This is a genomic window from Streptomyces sp. NPDC055287 (assembly GCF_053646035.1).
The window spans coordinates 313,675-334,996 of record NZ_JBSHNE010000004.1; the positions used below are offsets into that span (position 1 = coordinate 313,675).

22 protein-coding genes are annotated in these 21,322 nt (G+C 70.4%); 19 read left to right on the plus strand and 3 right to left on the minus strand.

The window, feature by feature from the left end:
• Positions 1–28: 28 nt before the first annotated feature.
• Positions 29–1,399, plus strand: coding sequence for a replication-associated recombination protein A (locus ACWIHY_RS09510; RefSeq protein WP_454375045.1), 1,371 nt, complete (start codon positions 29–31; stop codon positions 1,397–1,399).
• A gap of 30 nt (positions 1,400–1,429) precedes the next feature.
• Here the strand turns inward: ACWIHY_RS09510 and ACWIHY_RS09515 are convergent, their stop codons facing one another.
• Positions 1,430–2,116, minus strand: a complete 687-nt coding sequence (locus tag ACWIHY_RS09515; protein ID WP_454375046.1) for a DUF2470 domain-containing protein — start codon at positions 2,114–2,116, stop codon at positions 1,430–1,432.
• Between the two features lie 185 nt (positions 2,117–2,301).
• On the opposite strand from ACWIHY_RS09515, the gene rpsD reads away from it, so the two are divergent.
• Complete coding sequence (gene rpsD, locus ACWIHY_RS09520) at positions 2,302–2,916, plus strand: 30S ribosomal protein S4 (RefSeq protein WP_138894445.1); 615 nt, start codon at positions 2,302–2,304, stop codon at positions 2,914–2,916.
• 27 nt (positions 2,917–2,943) lie between these two features.
• Here the strand turns inward: rpsD and ACWIHY_RS09525 are convergent, their stop codons facing one another.
• Positions 2,944–5,142, minus strand: coding sequence for an ATP-binding protein (locus ACWIHY_RS09525; RefSeq protein WP_454375047.1), 2,199 nt, complete (start codon positions 5,140–5,142; stop codon positions 2,944–2,946).
• A 148-nt stretch (positions 5,143–5,290) separates the two neighbouring features.
• Between ACWIHY_RS09525 and ACWIHY_RS09530 the strand changes: the two genes are divergently transcribed.
• From ACWIHY_RS09530 to nusB, 15 genes are all read left to right on the plus strand, one after another.
• On the plus strand, positions 5,291–5,722 hold the full coding sequence (locus tag ACWIHY_RS09530) for a DUF948 domain-containing protein (protein ID WP_454375048.1): 432 nt from the start codon (positions 5,291–5,293) through the stop codon (positions 5,720–5,722).
• 7 nt (positions 5,723–5,729) lie between these two features.
• Complete coding sequence (locus tag ACWIHY_RS09535) at positions 5,730–6,041, plus strand: DUF6167 family protein (protein WP_454375049.1); 312 nt, start codon at positions 5,730–5,732, stop codon at positions 6,039–6,041.
• Positions 6,041–8,710: an alanine--tRNA ligase gene (gene alaS / locus ACWIHY_RS09540; RefSeq protein WP_454375050.1), complete on the plus strand. Its 2,670-nt coding sequence runs from the start codon at positions 6,041–6,043 to the stop codon at positions 8,708–8,710. The genes ACWIHY_RS09535 and alaS overlap by 1 nt, the downstream gene beginning before the upstream one ends.
• A complete protein-coding gene (gene ruvX, locus ACWIHY_RS09545; protein ID WP_454375051.1) occupies positions 8,710–9,174 on the plus strand; it encodes a Holliday junction resolvase RuvX in 465 nt (154 codons plus the stop codon). The genes alaS and ruvX overlap by 1 nt, the downstream gene beginning before the upstream one ends.
• A gap of 128 nt (positions 9,175–9,302) precedes the next feature.
• Complete coding sequence (gene mltG, locus ACWIHY_RS09550) at positions 9,303–10,982, plus strand: endolytic transglycosylase MltG (protein ID WP_454375052.1); 1,680 nt, start codon at positions 9,303–9,305, stop codon at positions 10,980–10,982.
• Complete coding sequence (locus ACWIHY_RS09555) at positions 10,979–11,806, plus strand: shikimate dehydrogenase (RefSeq protein WP_454375053.1); 828 nt, start codon at positions 10,979–10,981, stop codon at positions 11,804–11,806. Before mltG ends, ACWIHY_RS09555 begins: the two co-directional genes overlap by 4 nt.
• 59 nt (positions 11,807–11,865) lie before the next feature.
• Positions 11,866–12,054, plus strand: a complete 189-nt coding sequence (locus ACWIHY_RS09560; protein ID WP_454375054.1) for a hypothetical protein — start codon at positions 11,866–11,868, stop codon at positions 12,052–12,054.
• A 129-nt stretch (positions 12,055–12,183) separates the two neighbouring features.
• Complete coding sequence (gene aroC / locus ACWIHY_RS09565; RefSeq protein WP_454375055.1) at positions 12,184–13,368, plus strand: chorismate synthase; 1,185 nt, start codon at positions 12,184–12,186, stop codon at positions 13,366–13,368.
• A gap of 38 nt (positions 13,369–13,406) precedes the next feature.
• Entirely contained in the window at positions 13,407–13,889 is a 483-nt protein-coding gene (locus tag ACWIHY_RS09570) for a shikimate kinase (RefSeq protein WP_454375131.1), read from the plus strand.
• Positions 13,886–14,980 (plus strand): 3-dehydroquinate synthase, encoded by a 1,095-nt coding sequence (aroB, locus tag ACWIHY_RS09575; protein WP_454375056.1) that lies wholly within the window; start codon positions 13,886–13,888, stop codon positions 14,978–14,980. The genes ACWIHY_RS09570 and aroB overlap by 4 nt, the downstream gene beginning before the upstream one ends.
• Positions 14,977–15,426 carry a type II 3-dehydroquinate dehydratase gene (locus tag ACWIHY_RS09580; protein WP_454375057.1) on the plus strand — a complete coding sequence of 150 codons (450 nt, stop codon included), beginning with the start codon at positions 14,977–14,979 and terminating at the stop codon, positions 15,424–15,426. The genes aroB and ACWIHY_RS09580 overlap by 4 nt, the downstream gene beginning before the upstream one ends.
• Before the next feature lie 120 nt (positions 15,427–15,546).
• Positions 15,547–16,428, plus strand: coding sequence for a Pro-rich N-terminal domain-containing protein (locus ACWIHY_RS09585; RefSeq protein WP_454375058.1), 882 nt, complete (start codon positions 15,547–15,549; stop codon positions 16,426–16,428).
• A 155-nt stretch (positions 16,429–16,583) separates the two neighbouring features.
• Positions 16,584–17,690: a M24 family metallopeptidase gene (locus tag ACWIHY_RS09590; protein WP_454375059.1), complete on the plus strand. Its 1,107-nt coding sequence runs from the start codon at positions 16,584–16,586 to the stop codon at positions 17,688–17,690.
• Between the two features lie 58 nt (positions 17,691–17,748).
• Positions 17,749–18,315 (plus strand): elongation factor P, encoded by a 567-nt coding sequence (efp, locus tag ACWIHY_RS09595; RefSeq protein WP_454375060.1) that lies wholly within the window; start codon positions 17,749–17,751, stop codon positions 18,313–18,315.
• A 2-nt stretch (positions 18,316–18,317) separates the two neighbouring features.
• Positions 18,318–18,746 carry a transcription antitermination factor NusB gene (gene nusB / locus ACWIHY_RS09600; RefSeq protein ID WP_069929707.1) on the plus strand — a complete coding sequence of 143 codons (429 nt, stop codon included), beginning with the start codon at positions 18,318–18,320 and terminating at the stop codon, positions 18,744–18,746.
• A 191-nt stretch (positions 18,747–18,937) separates the two neighbouring features.
• Here the strand turns inward: nusB and bldD are convergent, their stop codons facing one another.
• Positions 18,938–19,438: a transcriptional regulator BldD gene (gene bldD, locus ACWIHY_RS09605; RefSeq protein WP_454375061.1), complete on the minus strand. Its 501-nt coding sequence runs from the start codon at positions 19,436–19,438 to the stop codon at positions 18,938–18,940.
• Between the two features lie 221 nt (positions 19,439–19,659).
• Between bldD and pyrR the strand changes: the two genes are divergently transcribed.
• Together pyrR and ACWIHY_RS09615 are read left to right on the plus strand one after the other, a co-directional pair.
• Positions 19,660–20,235, plus strand: coding sequence for a bifunctional pyr operon transcriptional regulator/uracil phosphoribosyltransferase PyrR (gene pyrR / locus ACWIHY_RS09610; RefSeq protein ID WP_454375062.1), 576 nt, complete (start codon positions 19,660–19,662; stop codon positions 20,233–20,235).
• Positions 20,236–20,333: 98 nt separating this feature from the next.
• Positions 20,334–21,320: an aspartate carbamoyltransferase catalytic subunit gene (locus ACWIHY_RS09615; protein ID WP_214905791.1), complete on the plus strand. Its 987-nt coding sequence runs from the start codon at positions 20,334–20,336 to the stop codon at positions 21,318–21,320.
• Positions 21,321–21,322 lie beyond the last annotated feature (2 nt).

A 21,322-nucleotide genomic window follows, 5' to 3' on the forward strand; every position in this document is an offset into this window, starting at 1 on the left:
TGTCAGTGGGCTGACATAGGCTTCATGCGTGGAGCCAGACCTGTTCACCGCAGCCGCCGAAGACCGCCAGCTCAAGGATCCGTCCAGCAGCCCTCTCGCCGTACGGATGCGCCCGCGCACCCTCGACGAGGTCGTCGGCCAGCAGCACTTGCTGAAGCCGGGGGCCCCGCTGCGCCGGCTGGTCGGTGAGGGCAGCGGCGGTCCCGCCGGACCGTCCTCGGTGATCCTCTGGGGCCCGCCCGGCATCGGGAAGACGACCCTCGCGTACGTCGTCAGCCTGGCCACCCAGAAGCGCTTCGTCGAGCTCTCCGCGATCACCGCCGGAGTCAAGGAAGTGCGGGCCGTCATCGACGGCGCCCGCCGCGCGTCCGGGGGCTACGGCAAGGAGACCGTCCTCTTCCTCGACGAGATCCACCGCTTCAGCAAGGCCCAGCAGGACTCGCTGCTGCCGGCCGTCGAGAACCGCTGGGTGACGCTCATCGCGGCGACCACCGAGAATCCGTACTTCTCGATCATCTCTCCCCTGCTCTCCCGCTCCCTCCTGCTCACGCTGGAGTCACTGACCGACGACGACCTGCGCTCCCTGGTGCACCGGGCCCTCACGGAGGAACGCGGTCTGGGGGGCGCGGTCACGCTCGCCGACGACGCCGAGGCGCACCTGTTGCGGATCGCGGGCGGCGATGCCCGGCGCGCGCTCACCGCGCTCGAAGCGGCCGCGGGAGCGGCCATCTCCAAGGGCGAGGACGAGATCACCCTCGAGACGGTCGAGGAGACGGTCGACCGAGCGGCGGTGAAGTACGACCGCGACGGCGACCAGCACTACGACGTGGCGAGCGCCCTCATCAAGTCCATCCGCGGCTCCGACGTCGACGCCGCGCTGCACTATCTCGCCCGCATGATCGAGGCGGGGGAGGACCCCCGGTTCATCGCCCGGCGGCTGATGATCTCCGCCAGCGAGGACATCGGCCTCGCCGACCCGACCGCGCTGCCTACCGCCGTCGCCGCAGCCCAGGCCGTGGCCATGATCGGCTTCCCGGAGGCCGCTCTCACTCTCAGCCACGCCACGATCGCGCTGGCCCTCGCGCCCAAGTCCAACGCCGCGACGAACGCGATCTTCGCGGCCCAGGCGGACGTACGGAAGGGAATGGCGGGCCCGGTCCCGGCCCATCTGCGCGACGGCCACTACAAGGGCGCCGCCAAGCTCGGCCACGCGCAGGGCTATGTGTACCCGCACGACGTGCCGGGCGCGATCGCCGCCCAGCAGTACGCGCCGGACGCCGTGCAGGGGCGCCACTACTACGAACCAACGCGCTACGGAGCCGAAGCCCGTTACGCCGACGTGGTCGAGAAAGTGCGCGGCCGGCTGCGCGGCGACGGCCCGTCCGAGCCGCGCTCCTGACCTGCGGGCCCGCGGGGGACGACGGGCGTTTCAGCGCGCGGCCGCCTCGAAGAGCTGATGTATGGCGCGGCGCAGCCCGGCGATGTCACGCACCGGTTCGCGGAAGTCGAAGCGCGCGTCGAAGACGCGCCCGTCCTCGCCGCCGCTGAAGCGCACCCGCAGTCCGAACCGGTCCAGCGCCAAAGGCACCGCACTGGTCCCCGCCGCGCGCCCGCCCGCCAGACCGCACAGCTGCCGCACCTGGTCGCCGTGCGCCGCGTGCAGATGCTGGAGCAGCTCCGCCTCGTGCTCGACGAGCGGATCGGCGGCACCCGCCGCGAACCCCTCGGCATCGACCATCCCCGTGCCCCACAGGTCGTCCACCCGCGCCTCACCCACCTCGAGCCGCAGCAGCATGCGCCCCGGCCCGGCGACCCCGCGTACACAGGTGAGCCAGCCGGAGAGCCAGGCCCGTCCCCGGATACGGTTGGGAACGGACACCGGTGCCACATCGGTGAGCTCCAGCACCACGGGGAGTTCGTCGTCCTGCGCGTGGGTGGCGGCCCGTACGACCGGTGAATCCGCCGGGAAGACCAGCAGTACTTCGCCGTCCGGCCCCACGCTCCGCTCCTCGGGTACCAGCTGCTCGGGACGGGCCACGACAGGACCGGGGAGAAGCACTACCGCGGAGCAGGTACTCTGTACGAGAGTTCGTGTGCGCTCGGCTGCTGACGGCATCCGCGCGATTTCAAGTCCGCTGGGACGCGGCTGACCACGATCTGATCGGACCTCCGTCGCGTCGACACTCTTGATGTCGGCCTTCTTTGTGTTGTCCGTGACGTGACTGGTGTTCCCCGGACGAGACATGCGATCTCCTTGAGTAAGGTGAGCCTAACCTAACCTACAACGGAGGTCTGGAGAACGTGCCTAACCAGTCGCGTCCCAAGGTCAAGAAGTCCCGTGCGCTCGGTATCGCGCTGACGCCGAAGGCTGTCAAGTACTTCGAGGCCCGCCCCTACCCGCCGGGCGAGCACGGCCGTGGGCGCAAGCAGAACTCGGACTACAAGGTCCGTCTGCTCGAGAAGCAGCGTCTGCGCGCGCAGTACGACATCAGCGAGAAGCAGATGGCCCGCGCCTACGACCGCGCCAAGAAGGCCGAAGGCAAGACCGGCGAGGCCCTGGTCATCGAGCTCGAGCGCCGCCTCGACGCCCTGATCCTGCGTTCGGGCATCGCCCGCACGATCTACCAGGCCCGTCAGATGGTCGTCCACGGCCACATCGAGGTCAACGGTGGCAAGGTCGACAAGCCGTCGTTCCGCGTCCGTCCCGACGACGTCGTGATGGTCCGCGAGCGCAGCCGCGAGAAGCACCCCTTCCAGGTGGCCCGCGAGGGTGGCTACGACACCGAGGGTGAGACGCCGCGCTACCTCCAGGTGAACCTGAAGGCCCTGGCCTTCCGCCTGGACCGCGACCCGAACCGCAAGGAAATCCCGGTCATCTGCGACGAGCAGCTCGTCGTCGAGTACTACGCCCGCTGATCCAGCGGCCGTAGTCGGGCAAGTGCCTCAGCCCGTCGTCTCCTCGTTCCGTACGGAACGGGAGGCGGCGGGCTCGCGCGTGTTCGGGGCGCCGTTCCTCGCCGCCGCGGACGCCGGGCGCGGCCGGGGTGGTGCGGGCGCCGGGCGGGGCGGCCCTTCGAGTGCCCTGGCCACCGCCGCGTCCAGGGGGAGCGAGCCGCCCTCGCGGCGGAACGTCTCGTACCGGTCGTCACCGAGGCGCTCGCGGGACTTCTCCTCGCACAGCGTGTGCGGCGCGTTGTAGTACGCCGAACCGAACAGCGGCAGCCCCACCGACGGCCAGATCCGCTCGGCCGCCCCCTGGAGCACGGCCGCCTCCGCCGGATCGCCGGCGTCGAGGGTGACCAGCGCCAGCAGCTCCAGGGCGAGCACCACCCCGAGCAGATCGTTGAACGCGTGGTCGATCGCCAGGCACTCCGCCAGCAGTTTCCGGGCGCGCTCCGGCCTGCCCTCCGTCCGCGCCGCATAGGCCCGGACGTACAGCGCGTACGCGAGGGCCCAGCGCTCACCGTGGTCCTCGCATACCTCCGTGACCGCCTCGCAGATCTCCACGGCCTGCGCCAGGTCGCCGCGGAAGGCCACCGCCATCGCCAGCTCGACCCGCGCCATCAGCACATTGCTGTTCAGCTCGCCGATCTCCTCGTAGCGGGCGAGCGCCTCACACAGCAGTTCCTCGGCGCGCGGCATGTCGTCGGAAACCAGCGCCAGACAGCCCGACCGGTGCACGGCGTACGCCGCCGCGAGGCCGTTCCCGCTCAGCTCGGCGCCCTCGCGGCACTCCTGGAGGGCGGCGAGCGCGCCGATCGCGTCGCCCTGGAGCACGGCCACATAGCCGAGCACCCACAGCGCCTTCAGCCGGTGCGCCTCGTGCCCGCTCTCCGACTCCAGTACGTGGTCCAGCCAGTGCCGCCCCTCCGACAGGCGCCCGCAGCCGACCCAGTAGAACCACAGGGTGCCCGCCAGGTACTGGCCCAGATGTATGTCCCGCGGGTGCTCCAGCGAGTACTCCATCGCCCGGCGCAGATTGGGCAGTTCACTGTCCACGCGCGCCGCCACCTCGGCCTGCCGGGGACTGAACCAGTCCAGCTCGCACCAGGTCGCCAGCCCCAGATACCAGTCGCGGTGCCTGCGCCGCACGCGCTCCGCGTCCCCCGTGGCCGCCAGCCAGTCGGCGCCGTACTCCCTGACGGTGTCGAGCATCCGGTAGCGGACCCCGGTCGCCGTGTCCTCACGGATCACGACGGACTGCGCGATCAGGTCCGTGATCACATCGAGGACGCCGGGAACGCTGTCGTCCAGGAATTCCGGGCCGCCGCAGACATAGTCGGCCGCCTCCAGGTCGAACTGTGCCGCGAACACCGAAAGCCGCGCCCACAGCAGCCGCTGCTCCGGTGTGCACAGCTCATGGCTCCAGCCGATCGCGGTGCGCAGCGTCTGGTGGCGGGGGAGGGCCCCACGGGTGGAGCCGGTCAGCAGGCGGAAACGGTGGTCGAGCCGGTCGAGCACCTGCCCGACGGAGAGGGCCTTCAGCCGCCCGGCCGCCAGTTCCAGGGCCAGCGGAATCCCGTCCAGGCGGCGGCACAGCTCGTGCACGGCGGCGCTGTTGGCGTCCGACAGCCGGAAGCCGGGCTGCCCGGCGGCGGCCCGGTCGGTGAACAGACGTACGGCCTCCGGGTCCGGCATCGGCGGCAGGGGAAAGGTCTGCTCGCCGTCGACGCACAACGGCTGCCGCCCCGTGGCCAGCACGGTCAGCCCCGGAGCGCGCCGCAGCAGCTCCCTGACCAGCCCGGCGACGGCGTCGACGAGGTGCTCGAAACCGTCGAGCACGAGCAGCAGTCGGCGCTCCGCGAGATGCTCCACCAGCACCGTCCGTGGAGGCTTGCTGGTGTGGTCGGTCAGCCCCAGCGCCTCGACGACCGCGTGCTCCAGCGGACCGGGGTCCGTGAGGGCGGACAACTCGGCGAGACGCACCCCGTCGCAGTACCGTTCCTGCAGGTCGCAGGCGGCGCGGAGCGCGAACCGTGTCTTGCCGACGCCGCCGACTCCGGTCACGGTGACCAGCCGGGCTTCCTCCAGCAGGCGGCCCAGCTCCGCCAGTTCGGCGCGGCGCCCGACGAACGGGTTCAGCTCCGCCGGGAGGCCGCCGGGGCTGGGCGAGTGGGACACAGGAGGGGGAGTGCGTCGCATAGGACACGGAGCGTACCGATCCGTAAGCACTCCGTACAATCAGGCCGGACACCACCCGCCCCTCGCACCCCTAATGCGGTACGGAGCCAGAGCCCCGGCGCGATAGGCTCGCAGAACGACTTTTCTCAATGTCAGGGAGCGGTGCAAAGTGTCCGGTGGAGAGGTGGCCGGCATCCTGGTGGCCGTCTTCTGGGCGATCCTGGTCTCTTTCCTTGCCGTGGTGCTGGTGAGGCTGGCCCAGACGCTCAGGGCGACGACCAAGCTCGTGGCGGACGTGACCGATCAGGCCGTCCCGCTGCTGGCGGACGCCTCCGCGACCGTACGGTCCGCGCAGACCCAGCTCGACCGGGTCGACGCCATCGCGACCGACGTCCAGGAAGTCACCTCCAACGCATCCGCGCTCTCGACGACCGTCGCGTCGACCTTCGGCGGCCCGCTCGTCAAGGTCGCAGCCTTCGGGTACGGCGTCCGCCGGGCGCTCGGCCGCGGCAAGGACGCCCCGGCGGAGCAGCCGTCGCGTCGCACTGTGATCGTCGGCCGGACCGTGCCGTCCGCCCGGCGCAGGAAGCGGAAGGGCTGAAGCCGCAATGTTCCGCCGTACGTTCTGGTTCACCGCCGGCGCCGCAGCCGGCGTGTGGGCCACCACCAAGGTCAACCGCAAGCTCAAGCAGCTGACGCCCGAGAGCCTCGCCGCGCAGGCCGCCGACAAGGCGGTCGAGGCGGGTCACCGGCTCAAGGACTTCGCGCTCGACGTCAAGGCGGGAATGGCGCAGCGCGAAGCCGAACTCGGCGAAGCCCTCGGCCTCGAGGCGCAGAACGATCCCAGAGTCATCGAGCACCGACGCGTCGCCGCTCTCGACCACAACACGCATTCGTACAACCGGAATGAGGACCACTGATGGAGTCGGCTGAAATCCGCCGCCGCTGGCTGCGCTTCTTCGAGGAGCGCGGACACAACGTCGTGCCTTCGGCGTCGCTCATCGCGGACGACCCGACCCTGCTGCTGGTCCCCGCGGGCATGGTGCCCTTCAAGCCGTACTTCCTCGGCGAGGTCAAGCCGCCCGCCCCGCGCGTCACCAGCGTGCAGAAGTGCGTGCGTACGCCGGACATCGAAGAGGTCGGCAAGACCACCCGCCACGGCACGTTCTTCCAGATGTGCGGCAACTTCTCGTTCGGCGACTACTTCAAGGAAGGCGCCATCCAGTACGCCTGGGAGCTGCTCACCAGCTCCGTGGCGGACGGCGGCTACGGCCTCGACCCCGAGCGGCTGTGGATCACGGTCTACCTCGACGACGACGAGGCCGAGCAGATCTGGCGCGACAAGATCGGCGTACCGGCCGAGCGGATCCAGCGCCTGGGCAAGAAGGACAACTTCTGGTCCATGGGCGTGCCCGGTCCGTGCGGTCCGTGCTCGGAGATCAACTACGACCGTGGCCCGGCCTTCGGCGTCGAGGGCGGCCCCGCCGTCAACGACGAGCGCTACGTGGAGATCTGGAACCTGGTCTTCATGCAGTACGAGCGGGGCGCCGGCGACGGCAAGGAAGACTTCCCGATCCTCGGCGACCTGCCGTCGAAGAACATCGACACCGGCCTCGGTCTCGAGCGCCTGGCGATGATCCTCCAGGACGTGCAGAACCTCTACGAGATCGACACCTCGATGGTGGTCATCGAGAAGGCCACCGAGCTGACCGGTGTGCAGTACGGCGCCGACCACGCCTCGGACGTCTCGCTGCGCGTCGTCACCGACCACATGCGCACGTCGGTGATGCTCATCGGCGACGGCGTCACCCCCGGCAACGAGGGCCGCGGCTACGTGTTGCGCCGCATCATGCGTCGCGCCATCCGCAACATGCGCCTCCTGGGCGCCACCGGTCCCGTCGTCGCCGAGCTCGTCGACACCGTGATCACGTCGATGGGGCAGCAGTACCCGGAGCTCCTGACCGAGCGCAAGCGCATCGAGACCGTGGCCCTCGCCGAGGAGGCCGCGTTCGTGAAGGCCCTCAAGGGCGGCACGAACATCCTCGACACGGCCGTGACCGACACCAAGGCCGCGGGCGGCAAGGTCCTCTCCGGCGACAAGGCGTTCCTGCTCCACGACACCTGGGGTTTCCCGATCGACCTCACCCTGGAGATGGCCGCCGAACAGGGCCTCTCCGTGGACGAGGACGGATTCCGCCGCCTGATGAAGGAGCAGCGGGACCGGGCCAAGGCCGACGCCAAGGCCAAGAAGACCGGCCACGCCGACGTCTCCGCCTATCGTGAGGTCGCCGACAACTCCGGCACCACCGAGTTCACTGGCTACATCCACACCGAGGGCGAGTCGACCATCGTCGGCCTGCTCGTCGACGGACTGCCCTCCCCGGCCGCCACCGAGGGCGACGAGGTCGAGGTTGTCCTCGACCGCACGCCCTTCTACGCCGAGGGCGGCGGCCAGCTCGCCGACACCGGCCGCATCAAGCTGGACACGGGCGCCATCATCCAGGTGCGCGACGTACAGCAGCCGGTGCCGGGCGTCTCCGTACACAAGGGCTCGGTCCAGGTCGGCGAGGTGACCGTGGGCGCCTCCGCCTACGCCGCCATCGACCTGAAGCGCCGTAGGGCCATCGCCCGCGCCCACAGTGCCACGCACCTCACGCACCAGGCGCTGCGCGACGCCCTCGGCCCGACCGCCGCCCAGGCCGGCTCGGAGAACTCGCCGGGCCGCTTCCGCTTCGACTTCGGCTCGCCGAACGCCGTACCGGGCACCGTCCTCACCGACGTGGAGCACAAGATCAACGATGTGCTCGCCCGTGAACTCGACGTCCAGGCCGAGGTCATGTCGATCGACGAGGCCAAGAAGCAGGGCGCCATCGCCGAGTTCGGCGAGAAGTACGGCGAGCGCGTGCGCGTCGTGACCATCGGCGACTTCTCCAAGGAGCTGTGCGGCGGTACGCACGTCCACAACACCGCCCAGCTGGGTCTGGTGAAGCTGCTCGGCGAGTCGTCGATCGGCTCGGGCGTACGGCGCATCGAGGCCCTGGTCGGCGTCGACGCGTACAACTTCCTCGCCCGCGAGCACACGGTCGTCGCCCAGCTCCAGGAGCTGGTCAAGGGCCGTCCGGAGGAGCTGCCGGAGAAGATCTCCGGAATGCTCGCCAAGCTCAAGGACGCCGAGAAGGAGATCGAGAAGTTCCGCGCGGAGAAGGTCCTCCAGGCCGCCGCCGGTCTCGCCTCCGGTGCCAAGGACGTGCGCGGCGTCGCGGTCGTCACCGGCCAGGTGCCGGACGGTACCTCGGCCGACGACCTGCGCAGGCTCGTCCTGGACGTACGCGGCCGGATCCCGTCCGACCGTCCGACGGTCGTGGCGCTCTTCACCACCGCCAACGGCCGCCCGCTGACGGTGATCGCCACCAACGAGGCCGCCCGTGAGCGCGGTCTCAAGGCCGGCGACCTGGTCCGTACGGCCGCCAAGACCCTCGGCGGCGGCGGTGGCGGCAAGCCGGACGTCGCCCAGGGCGGCGGCCAGAACCCGGAGGCCATCGGCGACGCCGTGGCCGCCGTCGAGCGCGCGGTCGGCGAGAGCGCCTGATGCGACGCGGCCGTCGCCTCGCGATCGACGTCGGGGACGCCCGGATCGGGGTCGCCTCGTGCGACCCCGACGGGGTCCTGGCCACGCCGGTGGAGACCGTGCCGGGACGCGATGTCCCGGCCGCCCACCGGCGGCTGAGGCAGCTCGTCGAGGAGTACGAACCGATCGAGGTCGTGGTCGGCCTCCCTCGCTCCCTCAGCGGGGGCGAGGGGCCGGCGGCCGTCAAGGTCCGGGCATTCGTCCAGGTGCTCGCCGCGGGCATCGCACCCGTCCCGGTGCGGCTCGTGGACGAGAGGATGACCACAGTGACGGCCAGTCAGGGCCTGCGCGCTTCGGGCGTGAAGTCCAAGAAGGGCAGATCTGTCATCGACCAGGCGGCGGCAATTGTCATCCTTCAGAACGCTTTGGAGGCCGAACGGGTCTCGGGGGATCCCCCGGGCGAGGGCGTCGAAGTGGTTGTCTGATCGCGATACGGTAACGTTCCGCGCGATGCGGCGGTGTTCGAACAGCTGCCGCACAAAGAAGAGGCGGACCGGATGCCGCGCCCCCACGCGCGAAGCAGCCACCGCCTCGCGGCACACTATGGGGTTTGATGACTGAGTATGGCCGGGGCGCAGGCCACGAACCGTGGCATCCCGAGGACCCGTTGTACGGGGACCAGGGATGGGCAGGACAGCAGGCCGCTCACGGCCAGCAGGGTCCGTACGGCGGTCAGCCGCAGCAGTACCAGCAGGAGCCGCAGCACCAGCAGCCGTACTACGACGGCCACCAGCAGAACCAGCAGAACCCGCAGCAGCAGTACAACCCGCAGCAGCAGTACGGCGACAACGGCGGCTGGGACACAGGCCAGCACCAGCACCCGCCCCACCCGCAGGAGCCGGTGCCGTACGGCATGAATCCGGTGGCCGACCCCTACGCCGGCCAGCAGCCCGCGTACGGCGCCGGCGAGCAGGACTACTACGCCGCGCCCGAGGCGTACCCTCCGCCGCAGCCGCCGAACCAGCGCCACGTCCCGGAGCCGGACCAGGCCCCGGAGTGGGACCCGGAGCCCGAGGAGCGCGAGGATCACCCGTTCTTCACGGGCGGCGACGACCGCGGCGACGACCGCGACGACGACGCCCAGGATTCCCGGGGCGGCCGCGGCGGACGGGGTGGGGACCGCCGCGGCGGCAAGCCCAAGAAGAAGAAGAGCCGCAACGGCACGGCATGCCTCTTCGTCATGGTGGTCCTGGTCGGCGGCCTGGGCGGCGTCGGCTATTTCGGCTACCAGTTCTACCAGGACCAGTTCGGCGCGCCCGAGGACTTCGCAGGCAGCGGCACCGGTTCCGTCGACGTCGAGATCCCCAAGGGTGCGGGGCTGGGCGAGATGGGGAGCATCCTGGCCCGCAAGGGAGTGGTCAAGAGCTCCGGCGCCTTCGTCTCGGCGGCGACGGCCAACCCGAAAAGTCAGGGAATTCAGCCCGGCGTCTACCCGATGAAAAAGGAGATGTCGGGCAAGGCTGCCGTCGAGCTCATGATCAATCCGTCGAATCTGAACGCCCTCATCGTCAAGGAGGGCGAGCGGAATGTCGGGATCTACGAGGCGATCGACAAGCAACTGAAGCTCGACGGCGGTACCACGGAGGACGTGGCCGAGAAGGAGTTCAAGGACCTCGGTCTGCCCGAATGGGCCAACGACGACCCCGACATCAAGGACCCGCTGGAAGGCTTCCTCTACCCGTCGCGTTACGACATCGGCGGAAAGTCGACGCCCAAGTCCGTGCTCAAGGAAATGGTGGCGCGGGCCAAGGCGAAATACGATGCCGCGAATGTCGAGGCCGAGGCCAAGAGGCTCGGGCTCGACTCCCCGATGGAACTCATCACGGTGGCGAGCCTCGTTCAGGTCGAAGGCAAGTACAAACACGACTTCGACAAGGTGTCCAGGGTCGTCTACAACCGCCTCCAGCCGAACAACACGGAAACCGTGGGGCGGCTCGAGTTCGACTCCACGATCAACTACATCAAGGCCGAAAGTAAGCTCGACATCGGGGCCGTCGACGATCTGCGGCAGATCAGGGATCCGTACAACACGTACGACATCAAGGGCCTGCCGCCGGGCGCCATCAGCAACCCGGGTGCCGATGCACTGAGTTCGGCGATCAATCCGAAGCCTGGCCCCTGGTACTACTTCGTATCCGTCACGGCCGACAAGACCCTTTTCGCGGTGACCAACGCGGAGCACGAGCGGAACCGGCGTCAGTACGAGGAAGAGCTGGAGAAGTCCGGACAGTGAGCACAGCCCGACGCGCGGCCGTCCTCGGCTCGCCCATCGCCCACTCGCTCTCACCGGTGCTCCACCGCGCCGCGTACGCCGAACTCGGTCTCGCCCACTGGTCGTACGACCGGTTCGAAGTGGACGAGGCCGGGCTGCCCGGCTTCTTCGCGGAGCTCGACCCGTCGTGGGCGGGGCTGTCGCTGACCATGCCGCTCAAGCGGGCCGTCATCCCGCTGCTCGACGAGATCAGCGACACGGCGGCCTCCGTGGAGGCGGTCAACACCGTGGTCCTCACCGAGGACGGCCGCCGCATCGGCGACAACACCGACATCCCCGGGATGATCGCCGCCCTGCACGAGCGAGGCATCGAGAAAGTCGGCTCCGCCGCCGTCCTGGGCGCCGGAGCCACCGCCTCGTCCGCCCTCGCCGCGCTTTCCCGCCTGTGCACCGGCGCGGTGACCGCGTACGTCCGAAGCTCCGCACGCGCCGACGAGATGCGGCAGTGGGGCGAGCGGCTCGGAGTCGACGTACGCATCGCCGACTGGTCTCAGGCCGCAGAGGCCTTCGAGGCGCCGCTGGTCGTCGCCACCACCCCGGCCGGCACCACCGACGCCCTCGCCGGGGCCGTACCGGACCGCCCCGGCACGCTCTTCGACGTGCTGTACGAGCCGTGGCCGACCGCACTCGCCGCCGCCTGGTCGGCGCATGGCGGCGCGGTCGTCGGCGGCCTCGACCTGCTTGTGCACCAGGCGGTGCTCCAGGTGCAGCAGATGACGGGCCGCGCCACCGCGCCGCTCGACGTCATGCGGGCCGCCGGGGAACGCGCGCTCGCCGCCCACTAGAGTCCCGCCCACGGGAATCCGCGGAGAACCGCAGGTCAAAGGGTGAGGAGCGCTCGATCATGAGCATGGTGGCAGGGCAGACTCTGGCAGCGCCGGACCTGCTCAGACTGGCGCTGTACTTCCTGCCGGACTGGCTGCGGATCACCCTCGGGGCGATCGGGTTCGGACTGCTCCTCCGGGAGGGCGTACGCAGGCTGAGGCGCATGGTGGCCACACGCGGGATCCGGCCGGAGGGTCCCGAGGAGTGAGAAGGCCGTCCGTCTGATGGACCCACGACCGGGACGGGCGCCCGGTCGTGGGAGGATCAGGGGTGGCGGGCCAGGGCCGCGCACCCGGTCGCGCCGTCGCAGTTCCAGGCGCGAGCATGAGGAGCACCGTTGAGCAGGTTGCGCTGGCTGACCGCGGGGGAATCCCACGGCCCCGCACTCGTCGCGACGCTGGAGGGACTTCCCTCCGGTGTCCCCGTCACCACGGAGATGGTGGCGGACGCGCTCGCCCGGCGGCGCCTCGGCTATGGGCGCGGTGCGCGTATGAAGTTCGAGAAGGACGAAGTGACCTTCCTCGGCGGCGTGCGGCACGGCCTCACCATGGGCGGCCCCGTCGCGATCATGGTGGGGAACACCGAGTGGCCCAAGTGGGAGCAGGTCATGTCGGCCGACCCCGTGGACGCCGATGAGCTGGCCAAGCTGGCGCGCAACGCGCCGCTGACCCGCCCGCGTCCCGGCCACGCCGACCTGGCGGGCATGCAGAAGTACGCGCTGGACGAGGCCCGGCCGGTGCTGGAGCGCGCGAGCGCCCGGGAGACGGCGGCGCGTGTCGCGCTGGGTACGGTCGCCCGCTCGTACCTGAAGCAGACCACCGGCGTCGAGATCGTCTCGCACGTCGTGGAACTTGCCGCGGCCAAGGCGCCGTACGGCGTGCTGCCCGTTCCCGCCGACGAGGCGAAGCTCGACGAGGACCCCGTGCGCTGCCTGGACGCCGACGCGTCGAAGGCGATGGTGGCGGAGATCGACCAGGCCCACAAGGACGGCGACACGCTGGGCGGCGTGGTCGAGGTGCTCGCGTACAACGTGCCCGTCGGGCTCGGTTCGTTCGTGCACTGGGACCGCAGGCTCGACGCCCGGCTGGCCGCCGCGCTGATGGGCATCCAGGCGATCAAGGGCGTCGAGGTCGGCGACGGCTTCGACCTGGCCCGGGTGCCGGGCAGCAAGGCGCACGACGAGATCGTGCCGACGGCCGAGGGCGTACGCCGTACCTCCGGGCGTGCCGGCGGTACCGAGGGCGGCATGTCCACCGGTGAGCTGCTGCGCGTACGGGCCGCGATGAAGCCCATCGCCACCGTGCCGCGCGCGCTCGCCACCATCGACGTCGCGACCGGCGAGGTCGCCGCCGCGCACCACCAGCGCTCCGACGTGTGCGCCGTTCCGGCGGCCGGGATCGTGGCCGAGGCCATGGTCGCGCTCGTGCTCGCGGACGCCGTCGCGGAGAAGTTCGGCGGCGACAGCGTGGGCGAGACCCGGCGCAACGTGCAGAGCTACCTCGACAACCTGGTCGTCCGGTGACCGCGTCGGGCGGGCCGGTCGTCGTACTCGTCGGGCCCATGGGCGTCGGCAAGTCCACGGTGGGCGCGCTGCTCGCCGAGCGGCTCGAAGTGGCGTACCGGGACACCGACGCCGACATCGTCGCGGCCGACGGGCGGCCCATCGCCGAGATCTTCGTCGAGGACGGCGAGGCGCACTTCCGTGAGCTGGAGCGGCAGGCCGTGCGGGCCGCCCTCGCCGAGCACACGGGCGTACTCGCCCTCGGCGGCGGCGCGGTACTCGACGACGGCACGCGGGCGTCCCTGGCCGGACTGCCCGTCGTCTACCTCTCGATGAACGTCACGGAGGCGATCAAGCGTGTCGGGCTCAACACCGCCCGCCCGCTGCTCGCCGTCAATCCGCGCCAGCAGTGGAAGCAGCTGATGGAGGCCCGGCGGCACCTGTACGCCGAGGTCGCCGACGCCACGGTCGAAACCGACGACCGCACCCCCGAAGAGGTCGCCCAGGCGGTTCTCGACGCACTCGAATTGAAGGAAGCATGACGGAGCAGGCAGTCACCCGTATCCAGATCGGCGGCAGCGAGGGCGCCGAGCCGTACGAGGTGCTCGTGGGCCGGCAGCTGCTGGGGGAGCTCCCGGGGCTGATCGGCGACCGCGCCCAGCGCGTCGCCGTCCTGCACCCCGAGGCACTCGCCGGCACCGGTGAGGCGATCCGTGAGGACCTCGCGAGCCAGGGCTACGAGGTCATCGCGATCCAGCTGCCGAACGCCGAGGAGTCCAAGACCGTCGAGGTCGCGGCGTACTGCTGGAAGGCGCTCGGGCAGACCAACTTCACGCGTACGGACGTGATCGTCGGCGTCGGCGGCGGCGCGACCACCGACGTGGCCGGTTTCGTCGCGGCGACCTGGCTGCGCGGGGTGCGCTGGATCGCCGTACCGACGACCGTGCTCGGCATGGTCGACGCGGCCGTCGGCGGCAAGACCGGCATCAACACAGCTGAGGGCAAGAACCTCGTCGGTGCCTTCCATCCGCCCGCCGGGGTGCTCTGCGACCTGGCGGCGCTGGACTCGCTGCCGGTCAACGACTACATCAGCGGGCTCGCCGAGATCATCAAGGCGGGCTTCATCGCCGACCCCGTCATCCTCGACCTGATCGAGGAGGACCCGGCGGCGGCCCGTACGCCCGAGGGGCCCCGCACCGCCGAGCTGATCGAGCGCGCGATCCGCGTGAAGGCCGATGTCGTGTCGAGCGACCTGAAGGAATCAGGTCTGCGCGAGATCCTCAACTACGGTCACACGCTCGCGCACGCCATTGAGAAGAACGAGCGCTACAACTGGCGCCACGGCGCGGCCGTTTCCATCGGCATGGTCTTCGCCGCCGAACTCGGCCGCCTCGCGGGCCGGCTCGACGACGCGACCGCCGACCGGCACCGCGCGGTGCTGGAGTCGGTCGGGCTGCCGCTCGCCTACCGCGGCGACCAGTGGCCCAAGCTGCTGGAGACCATGAAGGTCGACAAGAAGTCGCGCGGGAACCTGCTGCGCTTCATCGTCCTCGACGGGCTCGCCAAGCCGACCGTGCTCGAAGGCCCCGACCCGGCGGTGCTGCTGGCCGCGTACGGCGAGGTGTCCAAGTGACGCAGGCCAGGAGGACGGTGTTCGTGCTCAACGGGCCCAACCTCGGCCGGCTCGGCTCGCGCGAGCCCGACGTGTACGGCGCCACGTCGTACGCCGGGCTCGTCGAGGAGTGCGGACGGCTCGGCAAGGAGCTCGGCTTCGACGTCGACGTACGGGAGACCAATGACGAGGGCGAACTGATCCGCTGGCTCCACGAGGCCGCGGACGGGGCGATTCCGGTCGTTCTCAATCCGGGTGCCTTCACCCATTACTCGTACGGAATGAGAGACGCGGCGGCCCAGCGCACCGCGCCGCTCATCGAGGTGCACATCTCGAACCCGTACACGCGCGAGGAATTCCGGCACACCTCGGTGGTCGCCGCCGTCGCCAGCGGTACGGTCGCGGGCTTCGGCATCGGCTCGTACCGGCTCGCCCTGCGCGCCCTCGCCGAGGAACTCGACGGCTGACGGGGCACTCTGGACCTGCCCCCGCCGTTCACAGTAGAACGGCGGGGGCAGGTACCTTTCGGTAGGCCCGGGCCGTCCTGGCCCAGCACGAGTCGCCTGTACGAGACGGAGTGGCACCGGATGCAACACGCAGTGGGGGCTCCGCTGCCACCACCCCAGAGGCCCGCCGCAGGGTGGGCACACGGCGCCCCGCACCCCGCCGGACCGCATGCGGGGCCTCCCGCCGGGCCCCCCGCGCCCCAGGGGCCCCCGCACCCGCCCCAGGCCCCCCAGGCGCCGGGAAGCGCTCCGGGGCATCCCCCGGCGCCCGGCTGGAACGGCCCGGCTCCGCAGCACGCTCAGCGGCCGCCGTCCCGTGAGACCACCGGACACATCCAGCTGCCGCCCGGCGGCCCGGTGCCGGTCCCCGCGCCGCCGCCCGCCGCCGCGCCCACCGACACCGGCAGCACGACGCTCGCGGTCCTGCTCATCGGCCCCGCGGGCGCGGGCAAGACGACCGTGGCCAAGCACTGGGCGCGCCACCGCCGGGTGCCGACCGCGCACATCAGCCTCGACGACGTACGCGAATGGGTGTGCTCGGGGTTCGCCGACCCGCAGTCCGGCTGGAACGACCAGTCCGAGGCGCAGTACCGCCTGGCCCGCCGTACCTGCGGCTTCGCCGCCCGCAACTTCCTGGCCAACGGCATCTCCTGCATTGTCGACGACGCGGTCTTCCCGGACCGTCCCGTCGTCGGACTCGGCGGCTGGAAGCGCCATGTGGGGCCCGGCCTGCTGCCCGTCGTCATACTGCCCGGCCTGGAGATCGTGCTGGAGCGCAACGCCCAGCGCAGTGGCAACCGGCGCCTTTCGGACGAGGAAGTCGCCCGTATTCACGGCCGGATGGCCGGGTGGTACGGCTCGGGGCTGCCGATCATCGACAACTCGCAGTACGACGTGCCGACCACGGCCCGCGTACTGGACGAGGTCCTGGCCCGCTCCATAGCCAGCCCGCCGGCCTGGTAGCGCCGCCGCGCTGTTTTCGTACGTCGTACGCAGCGGGCCCTCGTCCGTCGGCCCTCGTAGCCGGGCCCCGTACCGAGCCTTCGTACAGGGGCCCGAGCCGCCCGGTCGGACGCGCTGAACCGGCCGGACGGCGGCGGCGCTCGTACGCTCGAAACATGTCAGAGCTGTATGCGGTCCGCCGTGGACGGCTGCGCGACCGGTGCGCCGCCGCCGGCAGCGCCGCCGCACTGGTCTCCCGTCCCGCCAACGTCCGCTACCTCGCGGGCGGGGCTCCGCCCGGCGCCGTGGTGCTGCTCGGACCGCACGAGGACGTGCTGATCTGCCCCGGTACGTCGGTCGTGGACCCCTCGGCCGGCCGCCCCGACGAACAGCTGCGGGTCACGGTGCTGCCCGCACCCGGCGGTGACGCCGTGGTCGCCGCGGCGCGGACGGCCGCCGCGGCCGGCGCGCAATCGCTCGCCGTCGAGGAGAACCACCTGACCGTGGCGAGACACCGGGCGCTCGGCTCGGTCGCGCCGAAGCTTCGCCTGGGCGACCTCGCCGGCGCCGTCGAGCAGCTGCGGATCGTCAAGGACGAGGATGAGATCGCGTCCCTGCGGATCGCGGCCGAGATCACCGACCAGGCCCTCGGCGAGCTGCTCGAATCGATCCTGGTCGGCCGCACCGAGCGCCACCTCGCCCTGGAACTCGAGCGCCGTCTGATCGACCACGGCGCGGACGGCACGGCATTCCCCACTTCGGTCGCCACGGGGCCGAACTCCGGCACGGGCCGGCACCGGCCGTCGGACCGGCGCGTCGAGGAGGGTGATTTTCTCTCCGTCTGCCTCGGTGCGAACTACCGCGGCTACCGCTGCGAGATCGGCCGTACCTTTGTCATCGGGACGACGCCCGCCGACTGGCAGATCGAGCTGTACGACGTCGTATTCGCCGCTCAGCGGGCGGCCCGGGAGGCTCTCGTGCCCGGTGCCGAGTACCGCGAGATCGACCGCGCGGCACGCCATGTACTCGCCGCCGCCGGGCACGGTGAGGGCCTCGCGCCGCAGACCGGGCACGGGGTCGGGCTCGAAATAGAGGAGGACCCGCAGCTGGCACCTGCGGCCATGGGTAAACTGGACGCTTGTGTGCCGGTCACCGTCGAACCGGGGGTCCACCTCCCGGGCCGGGGCGGTGTCCGGATCGATGACACGCTCGTCGTGCGCCCCGAGGCGGACGGCGGACCCGAGCTACTCACCATTACGACCAAGGAGCTGCTCGCGCTGTAGCCAGTGCGCAGCGCGCATCCCAGGTCCACCAGCCTTCAGTCCAGGAGATTCCGCAACCGTGGCTTCCACGAACGACCTCAAGAACGGCATGGTGCTCAAGCTCGACGGGGGCCAGCTCTGGTCCGTCGTCGAGTTCCAGCACGTCAAGCCCGGCAAGGGCCCTGCCTTCGTGCGCACCAAGCTCAAGAACGTGCTTTCCGGCAAGGTCGTCGACAAGACCTTCAACGCCGGCGTGAAGGTCGAGACGGCCACCATTGACCGACGCGACATGCAGTTCTCGTACATGGACGGCGAGTACTTCGTCTTCATGGACATGGACACGTACGACCAGCTGATGGTCGACCGCAAGTCCGTCGGCGACTCCGCCAACTTCCTGATCGAGGGCTTCACCGCCTCCGTCGCCCAGCACGAGGGCGAGGTGCTCTACGTCGAGCTCCCCGCCGCCGTCGAGCTGACGATCCAGCACACCGACCCGGGCGTCCAGGGCGACCGCTCCACCGGCGGCACCAAGCCGGCCACGCTGGAGACCGGTTACGAGATCCAGGTCCCGCTCTTCATCACCACCGGTGAGAAGATCAAGGTCGACACCCGCACGAGCGACTACCTCGGCCGGGTGAACAGCTAACCGTGGCTGCCCGGAACACGGCGCGCAAGCGCGCCTTCCAGATCCTCTTCGAGGCCGACCAGCGCGGTGAGTCCGTGCAGACGGTCCTCGCGGACTGGATGCGGCACGCCAGGACCGACACCCGTCAGCCGCCGGTCAGCGAATACACGATGCAGCTCGTCGAGGGGTACGCGCAGTACGCGGACCGCATCGAGGACCTCATGGCCACGTACGCGGTCGACTGGGAGATCGACAGGATGCCGGTCGTCGACCGGAACATCCTGCGGCTCGGCACGTACGAGCTGGTGTGGATGGACGAGACGCCCGACGCGGTGGTGATCGACGAAGCGGTGCAACTCGCCAAGGAGTTCTCCACCGACGACTCTCCCTCCTTCGTGAACGGCCTCCTCGGCCGTTTCAAGGACCTCAAGCCGAATCTGCGTCGCGAATAGCCACCCCGGCTTGTTTGTACGCCAAAAGGGCCCGCAGAGCGCTTCACGCGCACTGCGGGCCCTTTCGGTGCGCCCGGCAGGGAATGCCGACGGAAAGCATCGGGGCGGAAAAGCGCGGAAAACGCCGGGGTCGGCGGAAGTGAGAGCTTCCGCCGACCCCGGCGTTACGTTTCTGCTGGTGCTGCCCCGGGCTAGATGTCGTCGTGGCCGACCGCGCGGCGCGCGTCCGCGTCGAGCACGCCCCAGCTGATCAGCTGCTCGGTCAGGACCGAGGGCGACTGGTCGTAGATGACCGCCAGCGTGCGCAGGTCGTCCTGGCGGATGGACAGCACCTTGCCGTTGTAGTCGCCGCGCTGCGACTGGATCGTGGCGGCGTAACGCTGGAGCGGGCCGGCCTTCTCGGCCGGGACGTGGGCAAGACGCTCCAGGTCGAGGCGCAGCTTCGGCGGCGGCTCGGCGGCGCCGCCAGGGGTGGTGCCCGGCAGGAGCTCCTGCACCGGGACGCCGTAGAAGTCCGCGAGTTCGGCGAGGCGCTGTACGGTCACGGCGCGGTCGCCGCGCTCGTACGAGCCGACCACGACGGCCTTCCAGCGGCCCTGGGACTTCTCCTCGACACCGTGAAGGGAAAGGCCCTGCTGGGTGCGGATGGCGCGGAGCTTGGCCCCGAGCTGTTTTGCGTATTCGCTGGACATATGGCTCCCCGGACGCTGTGACGACGTGCGGCTCCGCCGCGCGGCTGGTAACTCACTGTGAGGTTACGCAGCGTTACTTGGGTGCGTCAAGCCGAATGGGTCCAGACCACGTACGAGGGGGGTCCCGCAAGGGTTGTCGAATCCTCCTGGTACGGTGGTTGACGCAATTCCGACGTCCTTTAAGGTCCGTCCCGTGAGGCGGAGAAGGAGGTCCGTTTCCTATGGACACGGTGAATTCCGATGCTCCGCGCCCGGTACTCGAGGGCCCTGACATCGAGCGGGTACTGACCCGCATCGCCCACGAGATCGTCGAGCGCGCCAAGGGTGCCGACGACGTGGTGCTCCTCGGCATTCCCACCCGCGGCGTCTTCCTGGCCCGCCGGCTGGCCGCCAGACTCCAGGAGATCACCGGCCGGAAGATTCCGGTCGGCTCCCTCGACATCACGATGTACCGCGACGACTTGCGCATGCGTCCCGCGCGGGCCCTCGCCCGTACCGAGATCCCCGGTGACGGCATCGAGGACCGGCTCGTCGTGCTCGTCGACGACGTGCTTTTCTCCGGCCGTACGATCCGGGCCGCGCTCGACGCGCTGGGCGACATCGGCCGCCCCCGCGCCGTACAGCTCGCGGTCCTCGTCGACCGGGGCCACCGCGAACTGCCGATCCGCGCCGACTACGTCGGCAAGAACCTCCCCACGTCGTTGCGGGAGACGGTCAAGGTCCAGCTCTCCGAGGAGGACGGCCGCGACGCCGTGCTGCTCGGCCTCCAGCTGACCGCTCCGGCCGGCGAGCAGTAGCGCCTGCCCGTACGGACCCGGACAACCCGGGCCCGCGCGTCGGCCTGCCCTCCTGCCCGCCTCCACACACGCGCCCCTCACGAACCACGGAGCACCAGATGAAGCGTCACCTCATCTCGGCCGCCGACCTCACCCGCGACGACGCCGTACTGATCCTCGACACCGCCGAGGAGATGGCCCGCGTCGCGGACCGGCCGATCAAGAAGCTGCCGACCCTGCGCGGACGTACGGTCGTCAACCTCTTCTTCGAGGACTCGACCCGCACCCGTATCTCTTTCGAGGCCGCCGCCAAGCGCCTCTCCGCCGACGTCATCAACTTCTCCGCGAAGGGCTCGTCCGTCTCCAAGGGCGAGTCGCTCAAGGACACCGCGCTCACCCTGGAGGCGATGGGCGCCGATGCCGTCGTCATCCGGCACGGCGCCTCCGGCGCCCCCTACCGCCTCGCCACCTCCGGCTGGATCGACGGCGCGGTCGTCAACGCGGGCGACGGCACGCACGAGCACCCCACCCAGGCGCTCCTCGACGCCTTCACGATGCGCCGCAGGCTCGTCGGCCCCGACGCCGGAATAGGGCGTGACCTCGACGGGCGCCGGATCACGATCGTCGGCGACGTTCTGCACAGCCGTGTGGCGCGCTCCAACGTCCACCTGCTGCACACCCTCGGCGCCGAGGTGACGCTCGTAGCGCCGCCCACTCTGGTCCCGATCGGCGTCGAGCACTGGCCGTGCCAGGTCTCGTACAACCTCGACGAGGTGCTGCCGAAGTCGGACGCGGTGATGATGCTGCGTGTGCAGCGAGAGCGGATGAACGCCGCCTTCTTCCCGACCGAGCGCGAGTACTCGCGGCGCTACGGCCTGGACGGCGACCGGATGGCGCGGATGCCCGAGCACGCCATCGTGATGCACCCCGGCCCGATGAACCGCGGCATGGAGATCACCGCGCAGGTCGCCGACTCCGACCGCTGTACGGCCGTCGAGCAGGTCGCCAACGGCGTCTCGACCCGGATGGCCGTCCTGTACCTGCTTCTGGGCGGCAACGAGTCCGCCATCAGCCCCACCCCCGCACGCACCGAGGAGAGCAAGTAAGC

Excerpts from the sequence above, each read along its gene's own strand:
- mltG (WP_454375052.1), top strand. The coding sequence starts at position 9,303 with ATGACTGAGTATGGCCGGGGCGCAGGCCACGAACCGTGGCATCCCGAG.
- aroB (WP_454375056.1), top strand. The coding sequence starts at position 13,886 with ATGACGGAGCAGGCAGTCACCCGTATCCAGATCGGCGGCAGCGAGGGC.
- ACWIHY_RS09525 (WP_454375047.1), bottom strand. The coding sequence starts at position 5,142 with ATGCGACGCACTCCCCCTCCTGTGTCCCACTCGCCCAGCCCCGGCGGC.
- ACWIHY_RS09570 (WP_454375131.1), top strand. The coding sequence starts at position 13,407 with ATGGGCGTCGGCAAGTCCACGGTGGGCGCGCTGCTCGCCGAGCGGCTC.
- ACWIHY_RS09535 (WP_454375049.1), top strand. The coding sequence starts at position 5,730 with ATGTTCCGCCGTACGTTCTGGTTCACCGCCGGCGCCGCAGCCGGCGTG.
- ACWIHY_RS09590 (WP_454375059.1), top strand. The coding sequence starts at position 16,584 with ATGTCAGAGCTGTATGCGGTCCGCCGTGGACGGCTGCGCGACCGGTGC.
- ACWIHY_RS09515 (WP_454375046.1), bottom strand. The coding sequence starts at position 2,116 with ATGCCGTCAGCAGCCGAGCGCACACGAACTCTCGTACAGAGTACCTGC.
- alaS (WP_454375050.1), top strand. The coding sequence starts at position 6,041 with ATGGAGTCGGCTGAAATCCGCCGCCGCTGGCTGCGCTTCTTCGAGGAG.
- ACWIHY_RS09615 (WP_214905791.1), top strand. The coding sequence starts at position 20,334 with ATGAAGCGTCACCTCATCTCGGCCGCCGACCTCACCCGCGACGACGCC.
- bldD (WP_454375061.1), bottom strand. The coding sequence starts at position 19,438 with ATGTCCAGCGAATACGCAAAACAGCTCGGGGCCAAGCTCCGCGCCATC.
- ACWIHY_RS09585 (WP_454375058.1), top strand. The coding sequence starts at position 15,547 with ATGCAACACGCAGTGGGGGCTCCGCTGCCACCACCCCAGAGGCCCGCC.
- pyrR (WP_454375062.1), top strand. The coding sequence starts at position 19,660 with ATGGACACGGTGAATTCCGATGCTCCGCGCCCGGTACTCGAGGGCCCT.
- ACWIHY_RS09560 (WP_454375054.1), top strand. The coding sequence starts at position 11,866 with ATGAGCATGGTGGCAGGGCAGACTCTGGCAGCGCCGGACCTGCTCAGA.
- ruvX (WP_454375051.1), top strand. The coding sequence starts at position 8,710 with ATGCGACGCGGCCGTCGCCTCGCGATCGACGTCGGGGACGCCCGGATC.